Source organism: Halomicrobium mukohataei DSM 12286, from assembly GCF_000023965.1.
Classification (GTDB): Archaea; Halobacteriota; Halobacteria; order Halobacteriales; family Haloarculaceae; genus Halomicrobium; species Halomicrobium mukohataei.
Genome location: NC_013202.1, coordinates 1,080,874 through 1,096,414, shown reverse-complemented (window position 1 = coordinate 1,096,414; position 15,541 = coordinate 1,080,874). Strand labels below are relative to the sequence as shown.

Here is a 15,541-nt window from a genome sequence, read left to right as displayed (position 1 = left end):
ATACATGAATCTTCTTCCTCGGCGAGCCCGCTCGAAAGCAGGTGGTCGGCCACGCAGCGAGCGCGGTGGCTGGGCCACAGGCCTCGACCGAGAGCAGAAGTAAGACGACTGTTTAACAATTTAGAACCAAGATTATGCTAGAGATTGCGTATAATTACCCATATAATAGCAGCCAGTTTAATAATCAGGTCATCGAATCGCCGACCATGATCGATCGCGAGACGGTGACGGCCGCGTTCGACGACTACCGGCCCGATCCGAACGACGCGATGTTCGAAGTGTTGACCGAGCCGGAACCGGCCGTCGTCGCCATTCGAGTCGGCGACTGCTCGCCCGCCGGGTTCAGGGACCTCTACCGGCTCCTCTCGGCGACGACCGACGCACACGACACCGTCCACCTCTACGAGGAGACGGTCGACTGGACCGCTCGATCGGCTCTCTCGAACTGTTACGGCATCCTACCAGACCTCCGACGGGGGTCGTCGTTCGACATCGGTCGCTACGCTGCCGTCGGCGATTCGGTCTGGGCGCGAGGACTGTTCGACTGCTGGCGAGCCATCGCGCCGGTCTGGCCGGTCAGTCCCGATGAGATGCGGTACTTCGGTCCGGGGGAACGCGAGGCGGCTCGCACCTGGGTCCGGACCGGGGAACTCCCGGTCGATCGTGGGAAGGAGTCACAGTGACGGCGGACTTCGTCGTCCACGACGCGGTCGTCGTAACCGTCGACGAGCGCAACCGCGTCTACGAGTCCGGTACCGTCGTGGTCCGAGACGGCGACATCGCCACAGTCCGAGAGAGCCGGGCGGGCGACGCCGAGATCGACGCCGACCACGTCCTCGACGGAGCGGGACGGCTCGTGCTCCCCGGGCTCGTCAACGCCCACGCACACCTGGAAGGGACCGCGCTGACGGGTGCCTTCAGTGAGATGGGACCGGTCGAGCTGTTCGCCCAGATGACGCCGCTGATCGCCGACATGGCCAGCGAGCACGACGACCTACTGCGAGCGGGGTACGAGCTGGCGGCTCTGACTCACCTCCAGGGGGGCGTGACGACGGTCAACACGATGGACGTGCGTCCAGCGCTGGGGGCGGACGTTCTCGGCGAGGCGGGTCTGCGGGCAGTGATGGGACCCATGCTGTCGGATCTGTTCTGGGACCGGCCGGTCGACGCACAGTTCGAGCAGGCCCGCTCGTTCGTCGAGCAGTTCCACGGCAGCTACGACGGACGGATCAGCGCCGCCATCTGTCCCCACGACGACTGGTCGTGTACGCGCGACCTCTGGGAGCGCGTCGCAGACCTGGCGGCCGAGTACCCGGAGGTGCCCGTCCACACGCACCTGCTGGAGCTTGGCGAAAGCGACGAGATGGCCCGTGCGAACGGGAGCGACGATTCGCTCGCGCTGCTGGACGCGGTCGGGCTGCTCGACGACCGGCTCGTGGGCGCGCACTTCCGCGTCGCCGACGAGAGAGACATCGAGCGGATGAGCGGGGCCGACGCCGGTGTGGCACACTGCCCGTCCATCTTCGGCTACTACAACCTCGATCCGGAGACTCCCTGGACGCCGGTGGCCGACCTGCGCGAGGCCGGCGTGGCCGTCGGCCTCGGTCTGGACGACCACTACTGGCACGACTCCGTCGACCTGTTCGAAGAGGCCCGCTCGGCGCGGCTGCTGGCCAACCTCGACGCGGGGGCACAGCAGTACGACTCGATGGCGCTGGTCCGAATGCTCACCGCCGAGAGCGCCGACGCGGTGGGCATCGAGTCGGTCGGCCGCCTCGTCCCCGGCGCTCGCGGGGATCTGATCGTACTGGACGTAGAGCAGGCGAAGTTCACACCGCTGACGAACGTGCCGGCACAGATCGCGAACAGCGCCCGCCGTTCGGACGTGGAGACCGTCGTCGTCGACGGGGAGGTGGTCGTCGAGGACGGGGTCGTTCAGACGATGGATGCGAAAGCGGTCCGCGAGCGGGCCACCGCGGCCGTCGAGCAGTTCACGGCGGCGACCGAGTGGGACCTCGGACTCGGAACGCCCGAGCCACCGGCACCCCGGGACGTGCTCGCAGACGCGCCAAAGCGCGGACCGGCGAAGCTACTCGGACGGATCGGCGCACAGAAGCTCCGAGACGTGTTCAGGTGAGGGCACGCGAGAGCGGCCGATCAGCACACCGGCTTGGGGTTCACGCCGAGGTCTTCGAGCGTCTCGAAGTAGTCGTCGTAGGCGGCCTGGACGACCGCGCTCGCTGCGGCCTCGGCGGCGTCCCAGTCGCCGTCCTCGGCCAGCGCGTCGAGGGCCTGCTCGCGGAGGGCTTCGATGTCGCCACCCAGGTCGCGAAACACCTGCGAGGTCTGGGGGTCGGCCTGTCCGACGAAAAATCCCGTGAGCTGTTCGTCGGTCTTCTTGGCGACGAGCGTCCAGCCGACGAGTCCGCCGAGACGGGCGGCCGTCTCGTCCTGTCGGGCCAGCGTCTCGAACATGGCCGGCCGCTCGCCCGGTTCGTGGTCGCCGAGTTTGTCGACGATCGTCTCGTAGTGGTCGCTGGCGGTGTCGGCGGCCGCCTCGAAGGTCTCTCCCGCCCACCCGTCGACGGTCTCGCCAGCGTAGTGCGCGCGGTCGGCCGCACCTGCCAGAATCGGTCCCTCGTCCATCTCGCCGCCGGTGAGCGCGTACAGCGCCTTCGAGGAGCCGAGCCGCGAGAGCGCCGTCTTGTTCTCGGAACTGACCGTGTCGACGAATTCCTGAGCGTCCATACTGGTCGCTACGGTCGCCAGGGCTTGTAACTGCCGGGATTCGACAGACAACCACCTCGTCGAGGTGCCACCACGGGGGTTAAGCCCGTCGGGGTCCAGACACGCTGTCATGAGCGAGTCCCCGCTCGTCGTCGCCATCAGCGGTAGTCTGCGCGAGACGAGCACGACGTGTCTGGCACTGGAACACGCGCTGTCGGCCGCAGAGACGGCCGGCGCGACGACAGAACTGGTAGACCTCCGCGAGTGGGAACTACCGCTGTTCGATCCCGACGACCGCGACCGGGGCGACGCCGGGGCGTTGCGGGCGCTGATCGCCGACGCCGACGCGGTGGTGCTCGGAACGCCGGTGTACCACGGTATGGTGTCGTCGGCGCTGAAGAACGCGCTCGACTACCTGGGGCGCGACGAGTTCAGGGACACGACGGTCGGACTGCTGGCGACTGCCGGCGGTGGCTCCTACGGCCCGGCGCTGGAACACCTCCGAACCGGCGTCCGGACGGTCCACGGCTGGACGCTCCCCCACGAGGTCGGGATCCGCAACGCGTCCGACGCCTTCGACGACGACGGAGCCTTCGTCGACGCCGACATCGAGGCCCGCGTGCGAACGCTCGGTCGGATGGTCGCGGCCAACGCCGCGACCGAACCGAAAGCCGCAGTATAGCGGGTCCCCGCCCGATTATCGAAGTCTGAAGCGATGTCGGTCGCCGGCAGCATCGGTGAACGACCATACAGGTATATGATGGCTCAGTCGAATCCCACCACCATGTTCGACCAGCACCTCGGCGACGAGCGACCGTCCCAGTATCACGTCCTGTGGGACGGCGGCCGGTCGAGGTCGGACCCGCGGATCGACGTGCGCCTCCTCGAAGGGTGGGCGCGCAAGTGGGGCTACGACGTCGACCGTCGCCGCCGCGTCGACAGCGACCGAGCCGACGAGCCGCGCGAGCAGTGCCGGATCGCCTTCGCCTTCGGCGAGATCGTCGAAGAGACGCTCTCCTACGGCGACCGGGAGTACACGTTCACGACCGATCGGACGCCAGCGACCTACTTCGAACTCGACGAGTGTGGCGACGCGCGCCTCGCGACCTGGGCCAGCGAGCGCACGCTCACGCTCCGAGAACTGCGTATCGACGGCCGGGACCTCGTCTTCGACGCGGTGTTCGAGCCCGGGCCGGGCCGCGTCCACGGCCAGTGGCTCTCGACGACCGTCGATCAGACGCGGTACTGGCTGACCGGCTAGTCGCGAAGTTCTGTCGCTGCCCCGCGGTGCTGTACCCGTCGCTTCCGGGTCAGCGCTCGAAGAAAAACGAGGTGAACCAGTTCAGTTGCTCTTCTTCGCGGGTCGGCCCAGGGCCTCTCCGCTCCGATTCGAAGCGAACTCCGTCGCGGTGCTCAGTCGTCCGCTTCGCCCTTCTCGATCGGCGCGCCGACGAGGTTGCCCCACTCGGTCCAGGAGCCGTCGTAGTTGACGGCGTCGTCGTAGCCCAGCAGTTCGTGGAGCGCGAACCAGGCGACCGAGGAGCGCTCGCCGATGCGGCAGTAGGCGACGGTCGTCTCGTCGCCGTCGATGTCTTCGTCGGCGTACAGCTCCTGGAGCTCGTCGAAGTCCTTGAACCGGCCGTCGTCGTTGGTCACGGCCGCCCAGGAGATGTTCTTCGCACCGGGGACGTGGCCGCCACGCTGTGCGGTCTCCTGCAGGCCCGGGGGTGCCAGCACTTCGCCGGAGAACTCCTCGGGGGAGCGAACGTCCACGAGCGGGAGGTTCTTCTCGATGGCGTTCTCGACGTCGTCGCGGTACGCGCGGATGGACTCGCGCGGGCCGGAGGCCTCGTACTCGACTGCGGAGAACTCGGGGACCTCGTCCGTGGTCGTGTAGTCGTTGTCGAGCCAGTACTCGCGGCCGCCGTCGAGGAGCCGAACGTCGTCGTGGCCGTAGTACTTGAACTGCCAGTAGGTGTAGGCGGCGAACCAGTTGGAGTTGTCACCGTAGAGGACGACCGTCGAGTCCTCGCTGATGCCGTGGCTCCCGAGCAGGTCCTCGAAGTCTGCCTTCGAGAGGATGTCTCGGGTGGTCTGGTCCTGGAGCTGTGTCTCCCAGTTGAAGCCGATCGCGCCGGGCGCGTGGGCCTCGTCGTACGCTTCCGTGTCTACGTCGACCTCGACCAGTCGGTGGTCGGGATCGTCGCTCTGGAACGAGTCGAGGTTGTCCTCGACCCAGTCCGCGGTGACGAGAACGTCGTTTGCGTAGTCGCTCATAATACAGACCAAAATATGCACCCCGTCCATATAACCCCACCCTCTCTCGGCATAGCCCGCCACTCCTCCCCTCTGGCGGCAGTTTCTGCCCCTTGTCGGACGTATTAGTATGCGAATATTTCGCACGGTTCCGGCGGCGCTCCCCGACTGCTGGCGGTTCGGTCCGGACGGCGGGCCGCGGGCTGGAAAATATCTCCGCTATCTTCGAGCGGCCGAGACGGACGGTTTCAAGCCGTCGCGTCCGAAACGGACGGGCAATGACAGATATCGTGTCCCAGTCCTGGCTCGCAGAGCGTCTGGACGACGTGCGCGTGGTCGACGTCCGCGACGCCTGGGAGTACGACGGCATCGGCCACCTCCCGGGTGCGGTCAACGTCCCCTTCGACGCGTTTCGCGCCGACGAGAGCGGCGAGCACGACGAGGGGATGCTCCCCGGGCGAGCGCACTTCGCGGCGCTGCTCTCGGAGGCGGGAATCTCCAACGGCGACGAGATCGTCGCCTACGACGACACGCACGGAGTCTTCGCCGCGCGCTTTCTCGTGACGGCGGCGCTGTACGGCCACGACCCCGCGGCGCTGCACCTGCTCGACGGGGACTTCTCGGCGTGGCAACTCGAACGCGAGACGACCGGCGAGACGCCCGCGCCGACGCCGACGGAGTACGCGATCGAGCCACCGGCCGAGACGCCGCTGGTCGACGCCGACGCGGTCGCCGAAGCCGTCGGCGGCGACGCCGTGATCGTCGACACCCGAGAGGGATGGGAGTACGAGGAGGGTCACATCCCCGGTGCGGTCCAGCTGGACTGGCGCGAACTGGTCGACGACGACAGTCGCGGGCTGCGCCCCGAGGCAGAGATCCGCGAACTGCTCGAATCCCGCGGTATCGTCCCCGACGCGCGGATCGTCCTCTACTGTAACACGGCGCGCCGGATCAGCCACACCTACGTCGTCCTGTGTCACCTCGGATACGACAATCTGGCCTTCTACGAGGGCAGTCTCACCGAGTGGACGGCACAGGACCGTCCCCTGGAGACCGGCGAGAACTGACCGTCTGGCGGTCGAGGACCTACTCCGTGTGTTCGGAATCCAGTTGTCGCTGGACCGTCGGCCGCTCGTTCGTGAGCAACTCGACGGCTTCGACGAACAGCGCGACGACGAGCGGGCCGGCGATGAACCCGACGATCCCGATCGAGAGCACGCCGCCGGTAAAGCCGATGAAATAGAGGCTCGCGGGAATGTCTGCGGTGTAGGGAGCGAGCTGTGGCCGGATGATCGCGTCGGGGAGGAAGCCGACGAAGACCAGTCCGATCACCAGCAGCGTGGCCGCCCCGGTCAGATCTCCGGCGACCACATCCGTCGCGGCGACCACCGCGATCAGGATGCTCGGGCCGACCACCGGAACGAACTGGAGGATGCCAGCCACGGCTGCCAGTCCGAAGGCACCGGGATAACCCAGACCGGCGAAGACGAGGTAGGCGATGAGAAAGGTCCCGAGCGCCGTCGCCCCCTGGAGGACGTAGATCGCGTACAGGGTGTTTCTGGTCCGCTCGTGCATCGTGCGGACGAGCGACTGGTACTCTTCGGGGACCGCGCGGAAGACGACCGCCGGTGCGGCACTCGGCCGCAACAGGAGCGCGTACACGAGCAGCGTGAAGAGAAACAGCTTCAGGCCGATGATCGGCGCGCTCCCGGCCACCTCGACGGCGAGGTTGGTGATCGCGACACGAGCCGTGGCGGCCAGCGATCCGACTTCGAAGCCAAACGGCATCCCCAGCACCTCGAACTCGAAGGAAGTCGGAAGGGTTCGGAGATACGCCAGCAGCGTGTCACGGCGGCGATACAGCGACCACAGCAACGGGACGATCAGGGCTGCGACGGCGAGGAACGCGACGCTGGTCGCCGCGGCGGCGGCGATCCGACGGTGGGTCCCTCGCTCGACGAGCAGCCGGCGCAGTGGATAGAGGACGTACGCGACCGTGATGGCGAAGAAGACGGTCGTCACGACGCTCCAGAGTAACACGATCGTCAGCAAGCCCGTCGCGGCGACCAGCCCGACGAGCACTCCCTGTCGTCTTCGCATGCCACAGTACATTTCCCCCGGTCTCAAAAGCGTTCCGCGCGGGGAAGCGGGCGAACTCGGACACAGTTTCCCACCGAGAAGCTCCGAGTTCCGTTTTATGTCGCCCGACGGTGAAGGTCGGATATGCGACGCACGCTCTGCGCACTGCTCGTAGTGATCCTCGTGGTCGGAGCGCTCCCCGGGACGGCGGCCGCAGCCAGCCGGACCGGCGGGACAGTCACGGTCGGCCCGGGCGAGACGATCGACGACGACCTCGAAGCGGTCGGCGGCACGGTCGTCGTCGAAGGGACCGTCACGGGAGACCTCGAAGCCACCGGCGGCACCGTTATCATCGACGGCACGGTCGAGGGCGACGTCGAAGCGGCTGCCGGCACTCTCGACATCGGCGGAACCGTCGGCGGCGACGTCGAGGGGGCTGGTGGTTCCGTGACGGTCGACGAGGGCGCTCGGATCGGCGGCAACCTGACCGCCGGAGCCGGCTCGGCCACCGTCGACGGACGGATCGACGGCAACGTCGAGATCGGTGCCGAAGAGATCACGCTCGGGCCGACCGCCGACATCCGCGGCGATCTGACCTACGACGGCAACCTGAACCGCGCGGACGGCGCGACCGTCGGCGGAACAGTCGAGCGGACCGACAACGTGACCGTCAGCCCCAGTGGCCCGTCGTTCGCGTTGCCGACCGGGACCTTCACCGCCTACGGCGTCCTCGCGAACCTCGTCGCGGGGGCCGTCCTCGTGGTGGCGTTTCCCCGCTTCTCGACGAGCGTCGCCGACGACGTGACCGACGATCCCCTGCGGATGGGGGCGTTCGGACTGCTCGCGCTCGTCGGCGGTCCAATGGTCTGTGTGCTGCTGTTCGTGACGCTGGTCGGCATCCCGCTGTCGATCGCCGGCATGGTCGCGTACGTCTTCCTCGTGTGGGCGGGCGCACTGTACGGCCGGTTCGCCCTCGGCCGCTGGCTCCTCCAACGGATCGGTCGAGACAGCCGGTGGCTCGCGCTACTGGTCGGCGTTCTCGGGGTCGCTGCGGTGAAGTTCGTACCGATCCTCGGCGATTTCGTCGAAGCTGTCGTCGTGCTGGTCGGGCTCGGCGCGCTCGTCCTCGGCATGTACGATCGCTACCAGAGCGACGAGGACGATCCCGGCCCCACCCCCGAGCCGGCCGCTGGCGACGCCGAGCCGTCGGCTTGAGGGTCGTCTGGCGACACGCTCAAGGGCGACCGTCCGAATCGAACCGTATGCGCGTGACAGTCGAGATCGTCGGGGGCGAGACCCGCGAGGTCGAGATCGCGGCGGGGGACAGCTACGCCGACCTGCTGGCACCGACCGACCTCAGCCCCCACACGGTCTCGATCCTGGTCGACGGCACGCCAGTCCCGGAAGATCAGCCCGTCGAGACGGACCACGTCCGCGTGGTCCGGCTGGTCAAAGGCGGGTGAGCGTGGTGCCGTTCCGAGGGTAGTGTTCAGATAAGCCGCTGCATTTGCTGCGTTGTAGACACCGAAAGCCCTCGTGCAGTTGCGGTCCCGCGACTCGCTGCGCGCGCTTCGCGTGCTTGCCGAGAGGGACTCTCCGAGTCCCTCTGGCCGTGCGAACGGGCGCTTTGCGCCCGTGAGCAGACTTCGTCGGGGTTCCCGCAACTACACTCGCCCTTTCATCCGCCAGGGTTTAGACCGGTAAACAGCCGAATCCTGGGGGATGAAAGGGCGAGGCGCGGTCGGCGGTTCTGCGGCGGCACTATCCGAACGGAGTGAGGATATCCGCCGCAGAACCGCCGAGCGAGCCGAGGGCTTTCGGTGCTTCAGACTGCCTGCACCGATCTCTTATCTGAACACGATCGTCCCGAGAGAGGGAAACACTTTCTGGCGGGGCTCGCCAGTACGAGACGATGCGGGTCCACGAGGCGACGCCGGCCGATCGGGCTGCCGTCGCGAACGTCCTCGACGGGGCGGCCCTGGAGACCGAGCCCGCCCGGCTGAAAGCGAGTCTCCGGCGCGGCGAGACCCTGCTCGCGGTCGCCGACGACGGCGAGCGCGTGCTGGGGGCGCTCGTACTGGACGGCGATCGGATCGTCAGCGTCGCCGTCCGCCGTCGCCGACGCGGGCAGGGGATCGGTTCGGCACTGGTCGAGCGGGCGCTGGCCGAACGTGGGCGGCTCGTGGCGACGTTCGACGAGCGGGTCCGGCCGTTCTACGAGACGCTCGGGTTCGCGATCGAGCCGGTCGGCGAGGCCGAGTCACGCTATCGCGGTCGCCTGGAGCGTGCGTAGCGTCTCGACGATATCACTCCGCGCTGGCGACGAGGGGCGTGACGATCTCGCGCCCGGCGGCGAGCAGTTCGTCGACCCGCTCGCGGCTCGTCGCCTCGGCGTACACCCGGAGCTTGGGCTCGGTGCCGGAGGGGCGAACGAGGAGCCAGGTGCCGTCTGCCAGCGTCATCTTGAAGCCGTCGACCGTCGAGACCGAGTCGACCGAGCGACCGGCCACGCTGTCCGGGAGCGCCGACTCCAGGGCCCCAAGCACGCGCTCCTTGCGGTCGTCCGGACAGTCGACGCTGATCCGGCCCTGGTGGATCTCGCCGTGCTCGGCCAGCAACGCGTCGACGCGCTCGTCGAGCGGCCGATCGTGTGCGGCCGCGGCGGCCAGCAGCGCCAGCAGGACGCCGTCCTTGTTGCGGAGGTGTGCGGTGAGCCCGAACCCGCCCGACTCCTCGCCGCCCATCAGGGCGTCGTGTTCGGCCATCGCCGCGGCGACGTGCTTGAAGCCGACGGCGGTCTCGTGGACCGACTCGCCGTGGGCCGCGGCGACGCGGTCGACGATCGAACTGGTCGAGACGGTCCGCACGACGCCGGCCGATCCAGCACCCTCCGGTCGCCCGCGCCCGCGTGTCGCCAGCAGGTCGTCGTACACCGCGGCGAAGAAGAGGTTCGGATCGAGGAAACCGCGGTCGGGCGTCACGACGCCGATCCGGTCGGCGTCGCCGTCGTTGACGATCCCGAGGTCCGCGTCGCCGTCTCGGACCCGCTCGATCAGCGCCTCGACGCGCTCGGCGACGGGCTCCGGTGCGCCACCGCCGAAGTCGGCGTCTCGCTCACAGCGCAGGCGGACGAGGTCGGCCCCGGCCCGCTCTAACAGGCGGTCGGTGACGCCGCGGCCGCTGCCGTGCATCGCGTCGTAGGCGACCGTCAGCCCGTCGAGATCGACCGGGTCGTCGCGGCTCTCTCCGGCGAACTCGACCGCGTGGTCGAGGTACGCCGCCAGCAGGTCCGTCTCCTCGACGCTCCCCCACTCGGGCTCTGGCAGCGGGTCCGGTCGGGCCAGCGCCGCCTCGACGGCGTCGGTCGCGTCGGCCAGCGCCGGTTGGCCCCCGGCGGGCACGAACTTCACGCCGTTGTACTCCGGCGGGTTGTGCGACGCCGTCACCATCAGCGCACCGGCCAGCCCGCGGGACTCGACCGTCCACGCGACGACCGGCGTCGGCGTGTCTCGGTCGGGCAACACCACGTCGAAGCCGTTCGCACACAGCACGCGGGCCAGTTCCTCGGCGAACCCTCGGGAGTGAGCGCGTGCGTCGTAGCCCACGGCGACCGTCTCGCCGTCGTGGCCCGACTCGCGGAGGTGGGTCGCGACTCCCTGGCCCACCATGCGGACCCGCTCGTCGGTGAACTCGTCGAGCGTCGCCCGCCAGCCGTCGGTACCGAAGGCGATGGCCTCGGCGTCTGCGTCTGTCATGGCTGGCAGTGCAACCCCGGCCGGCAAAAAGCTCCCGTCCGCGCTACCGCCGACAGTATAGTAGCCGTTGAAAATCAATGCACACCCGATCGCACGACGGCAGTGCGATCGGTGTGTAAATCGTTTCAATTGTTACTATATCACTCGATCAGTCGCTCTTTCCGCCCCCGCGAGTACTGCTTGATCTCGTACTCGCGGCTCATCGCGGCCGAGCGGCTCTCGAAGGACTCGACGTGGACCAGCTCTACGGGCGTCCGACCGCGGGTGTACTTCGCGCCCTCGCCGGCGTCGTGTTCGGCCACGCGGCGCTGTACGTCCGTCGTGTAGCCCGTGTACAGCGTGTCGTCGGCACAGCGCAGGACGTAGACGTAGTGGTCGCTCATCGGTCGCGTGCCCGGGGCTGGGGAGTTCGTCGACAGAACAGGGCGTCGCGTGGTACTAGTACCACGGTACGGGTGGCCCAGTCGGGCCTCACACCTTGTGGGCGCGCTCTCGGGCGACCTCGGCGATTCCAGCGTTCGCCGAACAGCTCGGGCAGGCGCGGACGTTGCCGCTCTTGTCCGCGAACACTCGAGCGAAACGATCCGACACGTGCGCGCCGCAGTGATCGCACTCTGGCATGGTTGAAGCCGGTCTCTCGGCGTCCGGCACTCACACGTATGGGAGCCAGTTCCATAGCCTCACATGCCAACACAGTTAGGGCGTTACGCGCCGCTCGCATCGTCGATCTGGCGGGCGATCAGCCCGGCCTGCGTGCCGGCCGTGAAGCCGGCGTCGACGTTGACCGTCGAGAGGGCGGTACAGGACTGGAGCATGCCGGACAGCGCCGCTTCGCCCTCGCCAGCGTGGCCGTAGCCGGTCGAGACCGGGAGCCCGATCACCGGCACGTCGACGAGGCCGGCGACGACCGTCGGCAGCGCCCCCTCGCGACCGGCGGCGACGATCAACACGTCCTGCTCGCGCAGGGCCGGGAGCTGGTCGACGACGCGGACGAGGCTGGCGACGCCGACGTCGTCGACGCGCTCCACGTCGGCCCCCATCTCGCGGACGATCATCGCCGCCTCGCCCGCCGGGACCGCGTCGGAGGTGCCGGCGGTGACGACGCCGACGCTGGCGTCGAGGTCGGGTCGTTCGTACTCCGGACCGTGGGCCACGAGCCAGCGGGACCGCTCGGACCAGGACAGCGTCGCCGCCGGTGCCACGTCGTCGAGGCGCTCTCGGACCGCACCGGCCTGGGCCTCGTCGGCCCGGGTGACGATCGCTCGACCGGTCGTCGACAGCGCGGTCGCGGCCAGCTGTGCGACCTCCGTCGGTGTCTTTCCGTCCGCCAGCACCGCCTCCGGGACGCCGGAGCGTTGCTCCCGGGTCGCGTCGAATCGACCGGCCTCACCCGTGGCGTAGCCGGCGAGTTCCGCCTCGGCCTCGGCGGGCGTGACCTCGCCCGCGGCGACGGCGTCGAGTAGTTCGCGCATACCCACTCTCTGGAGCGCGCACACTCGACTCTTTCCAACTGTTCGCCCGCCGCGTTCGCGCGCGAGCGACACACCAGCGGTCGCCAGCGGCGGTTTCGGTGGTCGAGGCCACCCCGAAGCGAGCCAGATCGGCCATATTTATATGGGGTGTCGAGTGTCAAAGTGGCTCAAACCCCCGTCAATACCGGCGAGAGGGCCATGATTCAGGAAAGTATTTAACATGGCACCTGGAACACGTTCTCTGTATGGCAGACCTAATCGTCAAAGCAGCCGTGAAGGAAGAGCTCGATGACATGAACGTTGCCTCCGACTTCTACACAGCCCTCGACGACGAGGTCGAGGAGCTGCTCGCAGACGCCGCCCGCCGAGCCGAGGCCAACGACCGGAAGACCGTCCAGCCGCGCGACCTGTAAGGCCGACACCCTCGATCGATTTTTTCGACGCGAACCGACCAGCCGTGGCGCTATCGGTGGCTACAGTTCGGTAACGGTGACGCCGTCAGCCGTCCCGCCGTGGATCTCGTCGGCCACGTCGACGAACAGGCCGTGCTCGACGACGCCGGGGATCGTCGCGAGGTCCGCCGCCAGCGCGGCGGGGTCGGCGATGGCACCGAACGCACAGTCGAACACGAGGTTACCGTTGTCGGTCACCACCGGCCCGTCCTTGCGCTCGGCGCGGCGAAGCTCAGGTTCCCCGCCGAGTCGCTCGACGGCCGCCGCGACGGGCCGTCTGGCGGCCGGCAGCAGTTCGAGTGGGACCGGGTGGTCGAGCACGTCCGCCTCCTTGGTCGGATCGACGACGACGAGGAGCCGGTCGGCCGCCGTGTCGACGATCTTCTCGCGGGCGTGGGCCGCGCCGCCGCCCTTGACGAGACACCCGCCAGCGACCTGGTCCGCGCCGTCGATCGCGAGATCGATCTCGGCGGCGTCGAGGTCGGTCAACGGGATCCCCGCTTCCCGCGCGAGTTCGCGGGACTGAAACGAGGTCGGAACCCCGGTCACGTCCAGCCCGGCGTCGACGGCCGCGCCGATGGCCCGTATCGCGTGGGCCGCGGTGGAGCCGGTCCCGAGCCCGACCACCATCCCGTCTTCGACGGCCTCGGCGGCCGATTCTCCCGCCGCACGCTTCGCGTCGTCGCTCCCGCCCTGTTTCATGTCCGGAGGGTCCACGGACGCGGACAAAACGTTTGTTCTCCGAGGCGGCGGGCTCGCGAGTCGGCAGTCTCACTCGGACGACCCGGCGCGTCCCGTGACCTCGAACAGCGTCGGCACGAGGCGGTCGGTGACGACGACGTAGGCGAGAAAGAGCATGGCGACGCCCATGAAGGCGGCCCACGCGCCCGCGGTCGTGTCGCCGGTCTGGATCGTCGCGAACGCGAACCGCTCGACGTACGTGCCGGCGACCGACAGCACGGCGGTGCTCAGGCCGGCGACGAGCAACTCGACGAGTTCGGGAAACAGATCGAACAGTTCCGAGTCCATGCACAGATCCACCGGAGTCGGTGCCGAGTACCTTTTGGTTCGCGGGATCGCAACCACTATGGCTTCCGTCGTCGGAGTTCCAACCATGGCAGGACGGTACGGAAACGTCGACTACGCGACGCTGACGAAACGAAGCTTCCTCCTGGGTGTCGCCCTGTTCGCGATCGGCGGCCTCGGTGGGACCGCCGCCGGTGCGATCGGCGGCCCGGTCCCCGGCTGGGAGCAGACGCTGCTGTTCGACCTGGAGCTGGTCGGCCTGGTGATCGCGCTCGTGACTCCGTTCCTGTTCGGGATCGTCCTCCCGCTCACAGAGTGATCGGCGGGCGAGACTGTGCCGTGGACCGAAGTGACGAGCGTCGGCGACTAGACGACGCATACTTTTTATCACGCTCTCGCGACCTGTCGGTATGTTCGGCACGAGCGGCATCCGGGGACCAGTCGGCGAGGACGTGACGGCGGCACTCGCCCTCGACGTGGGTCGAGCGCTGGGCGTCGAGGCCGATCGGGTGGTGGTCGGTCGCGACCCTCGCGAGTCCGGCGAGCTACTGACCGACGCGCTGGCGGCGGGACTGCGCGAGTCCGGGACCGACGTGATCGACCTGGGGGTGGCGGCGACGCCGACGGTCGCCCGTTCGGTCGGGTGGCGCGACGCCGACGCCGGGGCGGCGATCACGGCCTCGCACAACCCCGCGCCAGACAACGGGATCAAGCTCTGGCAGCCCTCCGGGCAGGCGTTCGACGAGGCCGGCCGGGAGCGGATCGCCGAGCGGGTCCGCGACGGCGTCGCCGATCTGGAAGCGTGGGACGAGCTCGGCACGCGGACGACGTGGGACGGCCGCGAGCGCCACGCGCGGACGATCGCGGACGCCGTCTCGCTCGCTCCGGCGGACGCACCGCCGGTGGCCGTCGATCTCGGTAACGGCGCGGGCGGCGTGAGCGTCGACGCGCTCCAGGAGCTGGGCTGTGCGGTCGAGACGCTGAACGCCCAGCCGGACGGCTCGTTTCCGGGCCGTCCCAGCGAACCGACCGCGGACAACTGCGCGTCCCTGTCGGCGCTGGTCGCGAACACGGACGCCGAACTCGGCGTGGCACACGACGGCGACGCCGACCGCCTTCGGGCGGCGACGGCCGACGGAAGCTTCGTCTCCGGAGACGAACTGCTGGCCGTCTTCGCCCGCGAAGCGGCGTCGCCCGGCGACACCGTCGCGGTGCCGGTCGACACGAGCCTCGCGGTCGCGGACTTCCTCGCAGAGGCCGACGTGGCGGTGACGTACACGCCCGTCGGCGACGTGTACGTGGCCGAGCGAGCGAGCCGGCCGGGCGTCGCCTTCGGCGGCGAGCCCAGCGGGGCCTGGATCTGGCCAGACCAGACGCTGTGTCCCGATGGCCCCCTCGCGGCCTGCCGGCTCGTGGCGCTCCACGCCGAGGAGCCGCTTCGGGAACGCGTCGCCGCGGTGCCCGACTATCCGATCCGCCGCGAGAGTATCGCCGTCGAGGACAAGCGCGCCGTCGTGGATCGCCTGGCCGACCGGATCACGGCCGAGTACGACGACGTGGCGACGCTCGACGGCGTTCGGGTCGACCTCGGGGACGCGTGGTTCCTGGTCCGGGCCAGCGGGACCCAGCCGCTGGTCCGGATCACCGCCGAGGCACGAGACGAGGAGCGGGCGAGGGACGCCTTCGAGATCGCACGCGACGCCGTCGCCGGGGCCCGCGAGTGAGACCGGCGGGACTCCCCGACCGAGCGCTCGCTACGCGCGCTCGACTGTAG

20 protein-coding genes are annotated in these 15,541 nt (G+C 68.9%); 11 read left to right on the top strand and 9 right to left on the bottom strand.

The window, feature by feature from the left end:
- Positions 1-206: 206 nt before the first annotated feature.
- Together HMUK_RS05485 and HMUK_RS05480 are read left to right on the top strand one after the other, a co-directional pair.
- Positions 207-683: a SpoIIAA family protein gene (locus HMUK_RS05485; protein WP_223270934.1), complete on the top strand. Its 477-nt coding sequence runs from the start codon at positions 207-209 to the stop codon at positions 681-683.
- Positions 680-2,137: an amidohydrolase family protein gene (locus tag HMUK_RS05480; protein WP_015762122.1), complete on the top strand. Its 1,458-nt coding sequence runs from the start codon at positions 680-682 to the stop codon at positions 2,135-2,137. Before HMUK_RS05485 ends, HMUK_RS05480 begins: the two co-directional genes overlap by 4 nt.
- 20 nt (positions 2,138-2,157) lie before the next feature.
- Here HMUK_RS05480 and HMUK_RS05475 read toward each other — a convergent pair whose 3' ends face one another.
- Positions 2,158-2,748 (bottom strand): hypothetical protein, encoded by a 591-nt coding sequence (locus HMUK_RS05475; RefSeq protein ID WP_015762121.1) that lies wholly within the window; start codon positions 2,746-2,748, stop codon positions 2,158-2,160.
- 109 nt (positions 2,749-2,857) lie between these two features.
- On the opposite strand from HMUK_RS05475, the gene HMUK_RS05470 reads away from it, so the two are divergent.
- Together HMUK_RS05470 and HMUK_RS05465 are read left to right on the top strand one after the other, a co-directional pair.
- Positions 2,858-3,409 (top strand): NADPH-dependent FMN reductase, encoded by a 552-nt coding sequence (locus HMUK_RS05470; protein ID WP_015762120.1) that lies wholly within the window; start codon positions 2,858-2,860, stop codon positions 3,407-3,409.
- Between the two features lie 102 nt (positions 3,410-3,511).
- Positions 3,512-3,988, top strand: coding sequence for a hypothetical protein (locus HMUK_RS05465; protein ID WP_126967112.1), 477 nt, complete (start codon positions 3,512-3,514; stop codon positions 3,986-3,988).
- Positions 3,989-4,140: 152 nt separating this feature from the next.
- Here the strand turns inward: HMUK_RS05465 and HMUK_RS05460 are convergent, their stop codons facing one another.
- Positions 4,141-5,004: a sulfurtransferase gene (locus HMUK_RS05460; protein WP_049940749.1), complete on the bottom strand. Its 864-nt coding sequence runs from the start codon at positions 5,002-5,004 to the stop codon at positions 4,141-4,143.
- Positions 5,005-5,261: 257 nt separating this feature from the next.
- Between HMUK_RS05460 and HMUK_RS05455 the strand changes: the two genes are divergently transcribed.
- Positions 5,262-6,050 (top strand): sulfurtransferase, encoded by a 789-nt coding sequence (locus HMUK_RS05455; protein WP_015762117.1) that lies wholly within the window; start codon positions 5,262-5,264, stop codon positions 6,048-6,050.
- A gap of 19 nt (positions 6,051-6,069) precedes the next feature.
- Here HMUK_RS05455 and HMUK_RS05450 read toward each other — a convergent pair whose 3' ends face one another.
- On the bottom strand, positions 6,070-7,083 hold the full coding sequence (locus HMUK_RS05450; RefSeq protein ID WP_049940748.1) for an AI-2E family transporter: 1,014 nt from the start codon (positions 7,081-7,083) through the stop codon (positions 6,070-6,072).
- A 123-nt stretch (positions 7,084-7,206) separates the two neighbouring features.
- Here HMUK_RS05450 and HMUK_RS05445 point away from each other — a divergent pair, with 123 nt between their 5' ends.
- The 3 genes from HMUK_RS05445 (at position 7,207) to HMUK_RS05435 (ending at position 9,355) form a co-directional block, all read left to right on the top strand.
- Entirely contained in the window at positions 7,207-8,277 is a 1,071-nt protein-coding gene (locus HMUK_RS05445; protein WP_015762115.1) for a polymer-forming cytoskeletal protein, read from the top strand.
- Between the two features lie 47 nt (positions 8,278-8,324).
- Positions 8,325-8,525 (top strand): ubiquitin-like small modifier protein SAMP2, encoded by a 201-nt coding sequence (gene samp2, locus HMUK_RS05440; protein WP_015762114.1) that lies wholly within the window; start codon positions 8,325-8,327, stop codon positions 8,523-8,525.
- Positions 8,526-8,974: 449 nt separating this feature from the next.
- On the top strand, positions 8,975-9,355 hold the full coding sequence (locus HMUK_RS05435; RefSeq protein WP_015762113.1) for a GNAT family N-acetyltransferase: 381 nt from the start codon (positions 8,975-8,977) through the stop codon (positions 9,353-9,355).
- A 13-nt stretch (positions 9,356-9,368) separates the two neighbouring features.
- On the opposite strand, the gene HMUK_RS05430 is transcribed toward HMUK_RS05435, so the two are convergent.
- The 4 genes from HMUK_RS05430 to larB all read right to left on the bottom strand — a co-directional run bounded on the left by HMUK_RS05430 (position 9,369) and on the right by larB (position 12,289).
- Positions 9,369-10,817 (bottom strand): phosphoglucomutase/phosphomannomutase family protein, encoded by a 1,449-nt coding sequence (locus tag HMUK_RS05430; protein WP_015762112.1) that lies wholly within the window; start codon positions 10,815-10,817, stop codon positions 9,369-9,371.
- A gap of 140 nt (positions 10,818-10,957) precedes the next feature.
- Entirely contained in the window at positions 10,958-11,200 is a 243-nt protein-coding gene (locus tag HMUK_RS05425) for a GIY-YIG nuclease family protein (RefSeq protein ID WP_015762111.1), read from the bottom strand.
- 88 nt (positions 11,201-11,288) lie between these two features.
- Positions 11,289-11,438, bottom strand: a complete 150-nt coding sequence (locus HMUK_RS18225; RefSeq protein WP_015762110.1) for a DUF7563 family protein — start codon at positions 11,436-11,438, stop codon at positions 11,289-11,291.
- 83 nt (positions 11,439-11,521) lie between these two features.
- Entirely contained in the window at positions 11,522-12,289 is a 768-nt protein-coding gene (gene larB, locus HMUK_RS05420) for a nickel pincer cofactor biosynthesis protein LarB (RefSeq protein ID WP_015762109.1), read from the bottom strand.
- A gap of 245 nt (positions 12,290-12,534) precedes the next feature.
- Between larB and HMUK_RS05415 the strand changes: the two genes are divergently transcribed.
- Positions 12,535-12,702 carry a DNA-binding protein gene (locus HMUK_RS05415; protein WP_015762108.1) on the top strand — a complete coding sequence of 56 codons (168 nt, stop codon included), beginning with the start codon at positions 12,535-12,537 and terminating at the stop codon, positions 12,700-12,702.
- Positions 12,703-12,762: 60 nt separating this feature from the next.
- Here HMUK_RS05415 and rpiA read toward each other — a convergent pair whose 3' ends face one another.
- Both rpiA and HMUK_RS05405 read right to left on the bottom strand, forming a co-directional pair.
- On the bottom strand, positions 12,763-13,443 hold the full coding sequence (gene rpiA, locus HMUK_RS05410; RefSeq protein ID WP_015762107.1) for a ribose-5-phosphate isomerase RpiA: 681 nt from the start codon (positions 13,441-13,443) through the stop codon (positions 12,763-12,765).
- 69 nt (positions 13,444-13,512) lie between these two features.
- Positions 13,513-13,770 (bottom strand): hypothetical protein, encoded by a 258-nt coding sequence (locus tag HMUK_RS05405; protein WP_015762106.1) that lies wholly within the window; start codon positions 13,768-13,770, stop codon positions 13,513-13,515.
- An 85-nt stretch (positions 13,771-13,855) separates the two neighbouring features.
- On the opposite strand from HMUK_RS05405, the gene HMUK_RS05400 reads away from it, so the two are divergent.
- Together HMUK_RS05400 and glmM are read left to right on the top strand one after the other, a co-directional pair.
- Positions 13,856-14,086 carry a DUF7860 family protein gene (locus tag HMUK_RS05400; protein WP_015762105.1) on the top strand — a complete coding sequence of 77 codons (231 nt, stop codon included), beginning with the start codon at positions 13,856-13,858 and terminating at the stop codon, positions 14,084-14,086.
- Positions 14,087-14,177: 91 nt separating this feature from the next.
- Positions 14,178-15,491: a phosphoglucosamine mutase gene (glmM, locus tag HMUK_RS05395; protein ID WP_015762104.1), complete on the top strand. Its 1,314-nt coding sequence runs from the start codon at positions 14,178-14,180 to the stop codon at positions 15,489-15,491.
- The last annotated feature ends 50 nt before the right edge of the window (positions 15,492-15,541 follow it).

What these genes read in the sequence shown, in the direction of transcription:
- HMUK_RS05450 (WP_049940748.1), bottom strand. Translation starts at nt 7,083, where the DNA reads ATGCGAAGACGACAGGGAGTGCTCGTCGGGCTGGTCGCCGCGACGGGC.
- HMUK_RS05425 (WP_015762111.1), bottom strand. Translation starts at nt 11,200, where the DNA reads ATGAGCGACCACTACGTCTACGTCCTGCGCTGTGCCGACGACACGCTG.
- HMUK_RS05415 (WP_015762108.1), top strand. Translation starts at nt 12,535, where the DNA reads ATGGCAGACCTAATCGTCAAAGCAGCCGTGAAGGAAGAGCTCGATGAC.
- HMUK_RS05475 (WP_015762121.1), bottom strand. Translation starts at nt 2,748, where the DNA reads ATGGACGCTCAGGAATTCGTCGACACGGTCAGTTCCGAGAACAAGACG.
- HMUK_RS05460 (WP_049940749.1), bottom strand. Translation starts at nt 5,004, where the DNA reads ATGAGCGACTACGCAAACGACGTTCTCGTCACCGCGGACTGGGTCGAG.
- HMUK_RS05445 (WP_015762115.1), top strand. Translation starts at nt 7,207, where the DNA reads ATGCGACGCACGCTCTGCGCACTGCTCGTAGTGATCCTCGTGGTCGGA.
- samp2 (WP_015762114.1), top strand. Translation starts at nt 8,325, where the DNA reads ATGCGCGTGACAGTCGAGATCGTCGGGGGCGAGACCCGCGAGGTCGAG.
- HMUK_RS05405 (WP_015762106.1), bottom strand. Translation starts at nt 13,770, where the DNA reads ATGGACTCGGAACTGTTCGATCTGTTTCCCGAACTCGTCGAGTTGCTC.
- HMUK_RS18225 (WP_015762110.1), bottom strand. Translation starts at nt 11,438, where the DNA reads ATGCCAGAGTGCGATCACTGCGGCGCGCACGTGTCGGATCGTTTCGCT.
- HMUK_RS05465 (WP_126967112.1), top strand. Translation starts at nt 3,512, where the DNA reads ATGTTCGACCAGCACCTCGGCGACGAGCGACCGTCCCAGTATCACGTC.
- HMUK_RS05470 (WP_015762120.1), top strand. Translation starts at nt 2,858, where the DNA reads ATGAGCGAGTCCCCGCTCGTCGTCGCCATCAGCGGTAGTCTGCGCGAG.
- HMUK_RS05435 (WP_015762113.1), top strand. Translation starts at nt 8,975, where the DNA reads ATGCGGGTCCACGAGGCGACGCCGGCCGATCGGGCTGCCGTCGCGAAC.
- HMUK_RS05455 (WP_015762117.1), top strand. Translation starts at nt 5,262, where the DNA reads ATGACAGATATCGTGTCCCAGTCCTGGCTCGCAGAGCGTCTGGACGAC.
- glmM (WP_015762104.1), top strand. Translation starts at nt 14,178, where the DNA reads ATGTTCGGCACGAGCGGCATCCGGGGACCAGTCGGCGAGGACGTGACG.
- HMUK_RS05430 (WP_015762112.1), bottom strand. Translation starts at nt 10,817, where the DNA reads ATGACAGACGCAGACGCCGAGGCCATCGCCTTCGGTACCGACGGCTGG.
- HMUK_RS05400 (WP_015762105.1), top strand. Translation starts at nt 13,856, where the DNA reads ATGGCAGGACGGTACGGAAACGTCGACTACGCGACGCTGACGAAACGA.
- rpiA (WP_015762107.1), bottom strand. Translation starts at nt 13,443, where the DNA reads ATGAAACAGGGCGGGAGCGACGACGCGAAGCGTGCGGCGGGAGAATCG.
- HMUK_RS05485 (WP_223270934.1), top strand. Translation starts at nt 207, where the DNA reads ATGATCGATCGCGAGACGGTGACGGCCGCGTTCGACGACTACCGGCCC.
- larB (WP_015762109.1), bottom strand. Translation starts at nt 12,289, where the DNA reads ATGCGCGAACTACTCGACGCCGTCGCCGCGGGCGAGGTCACGCCCGCC.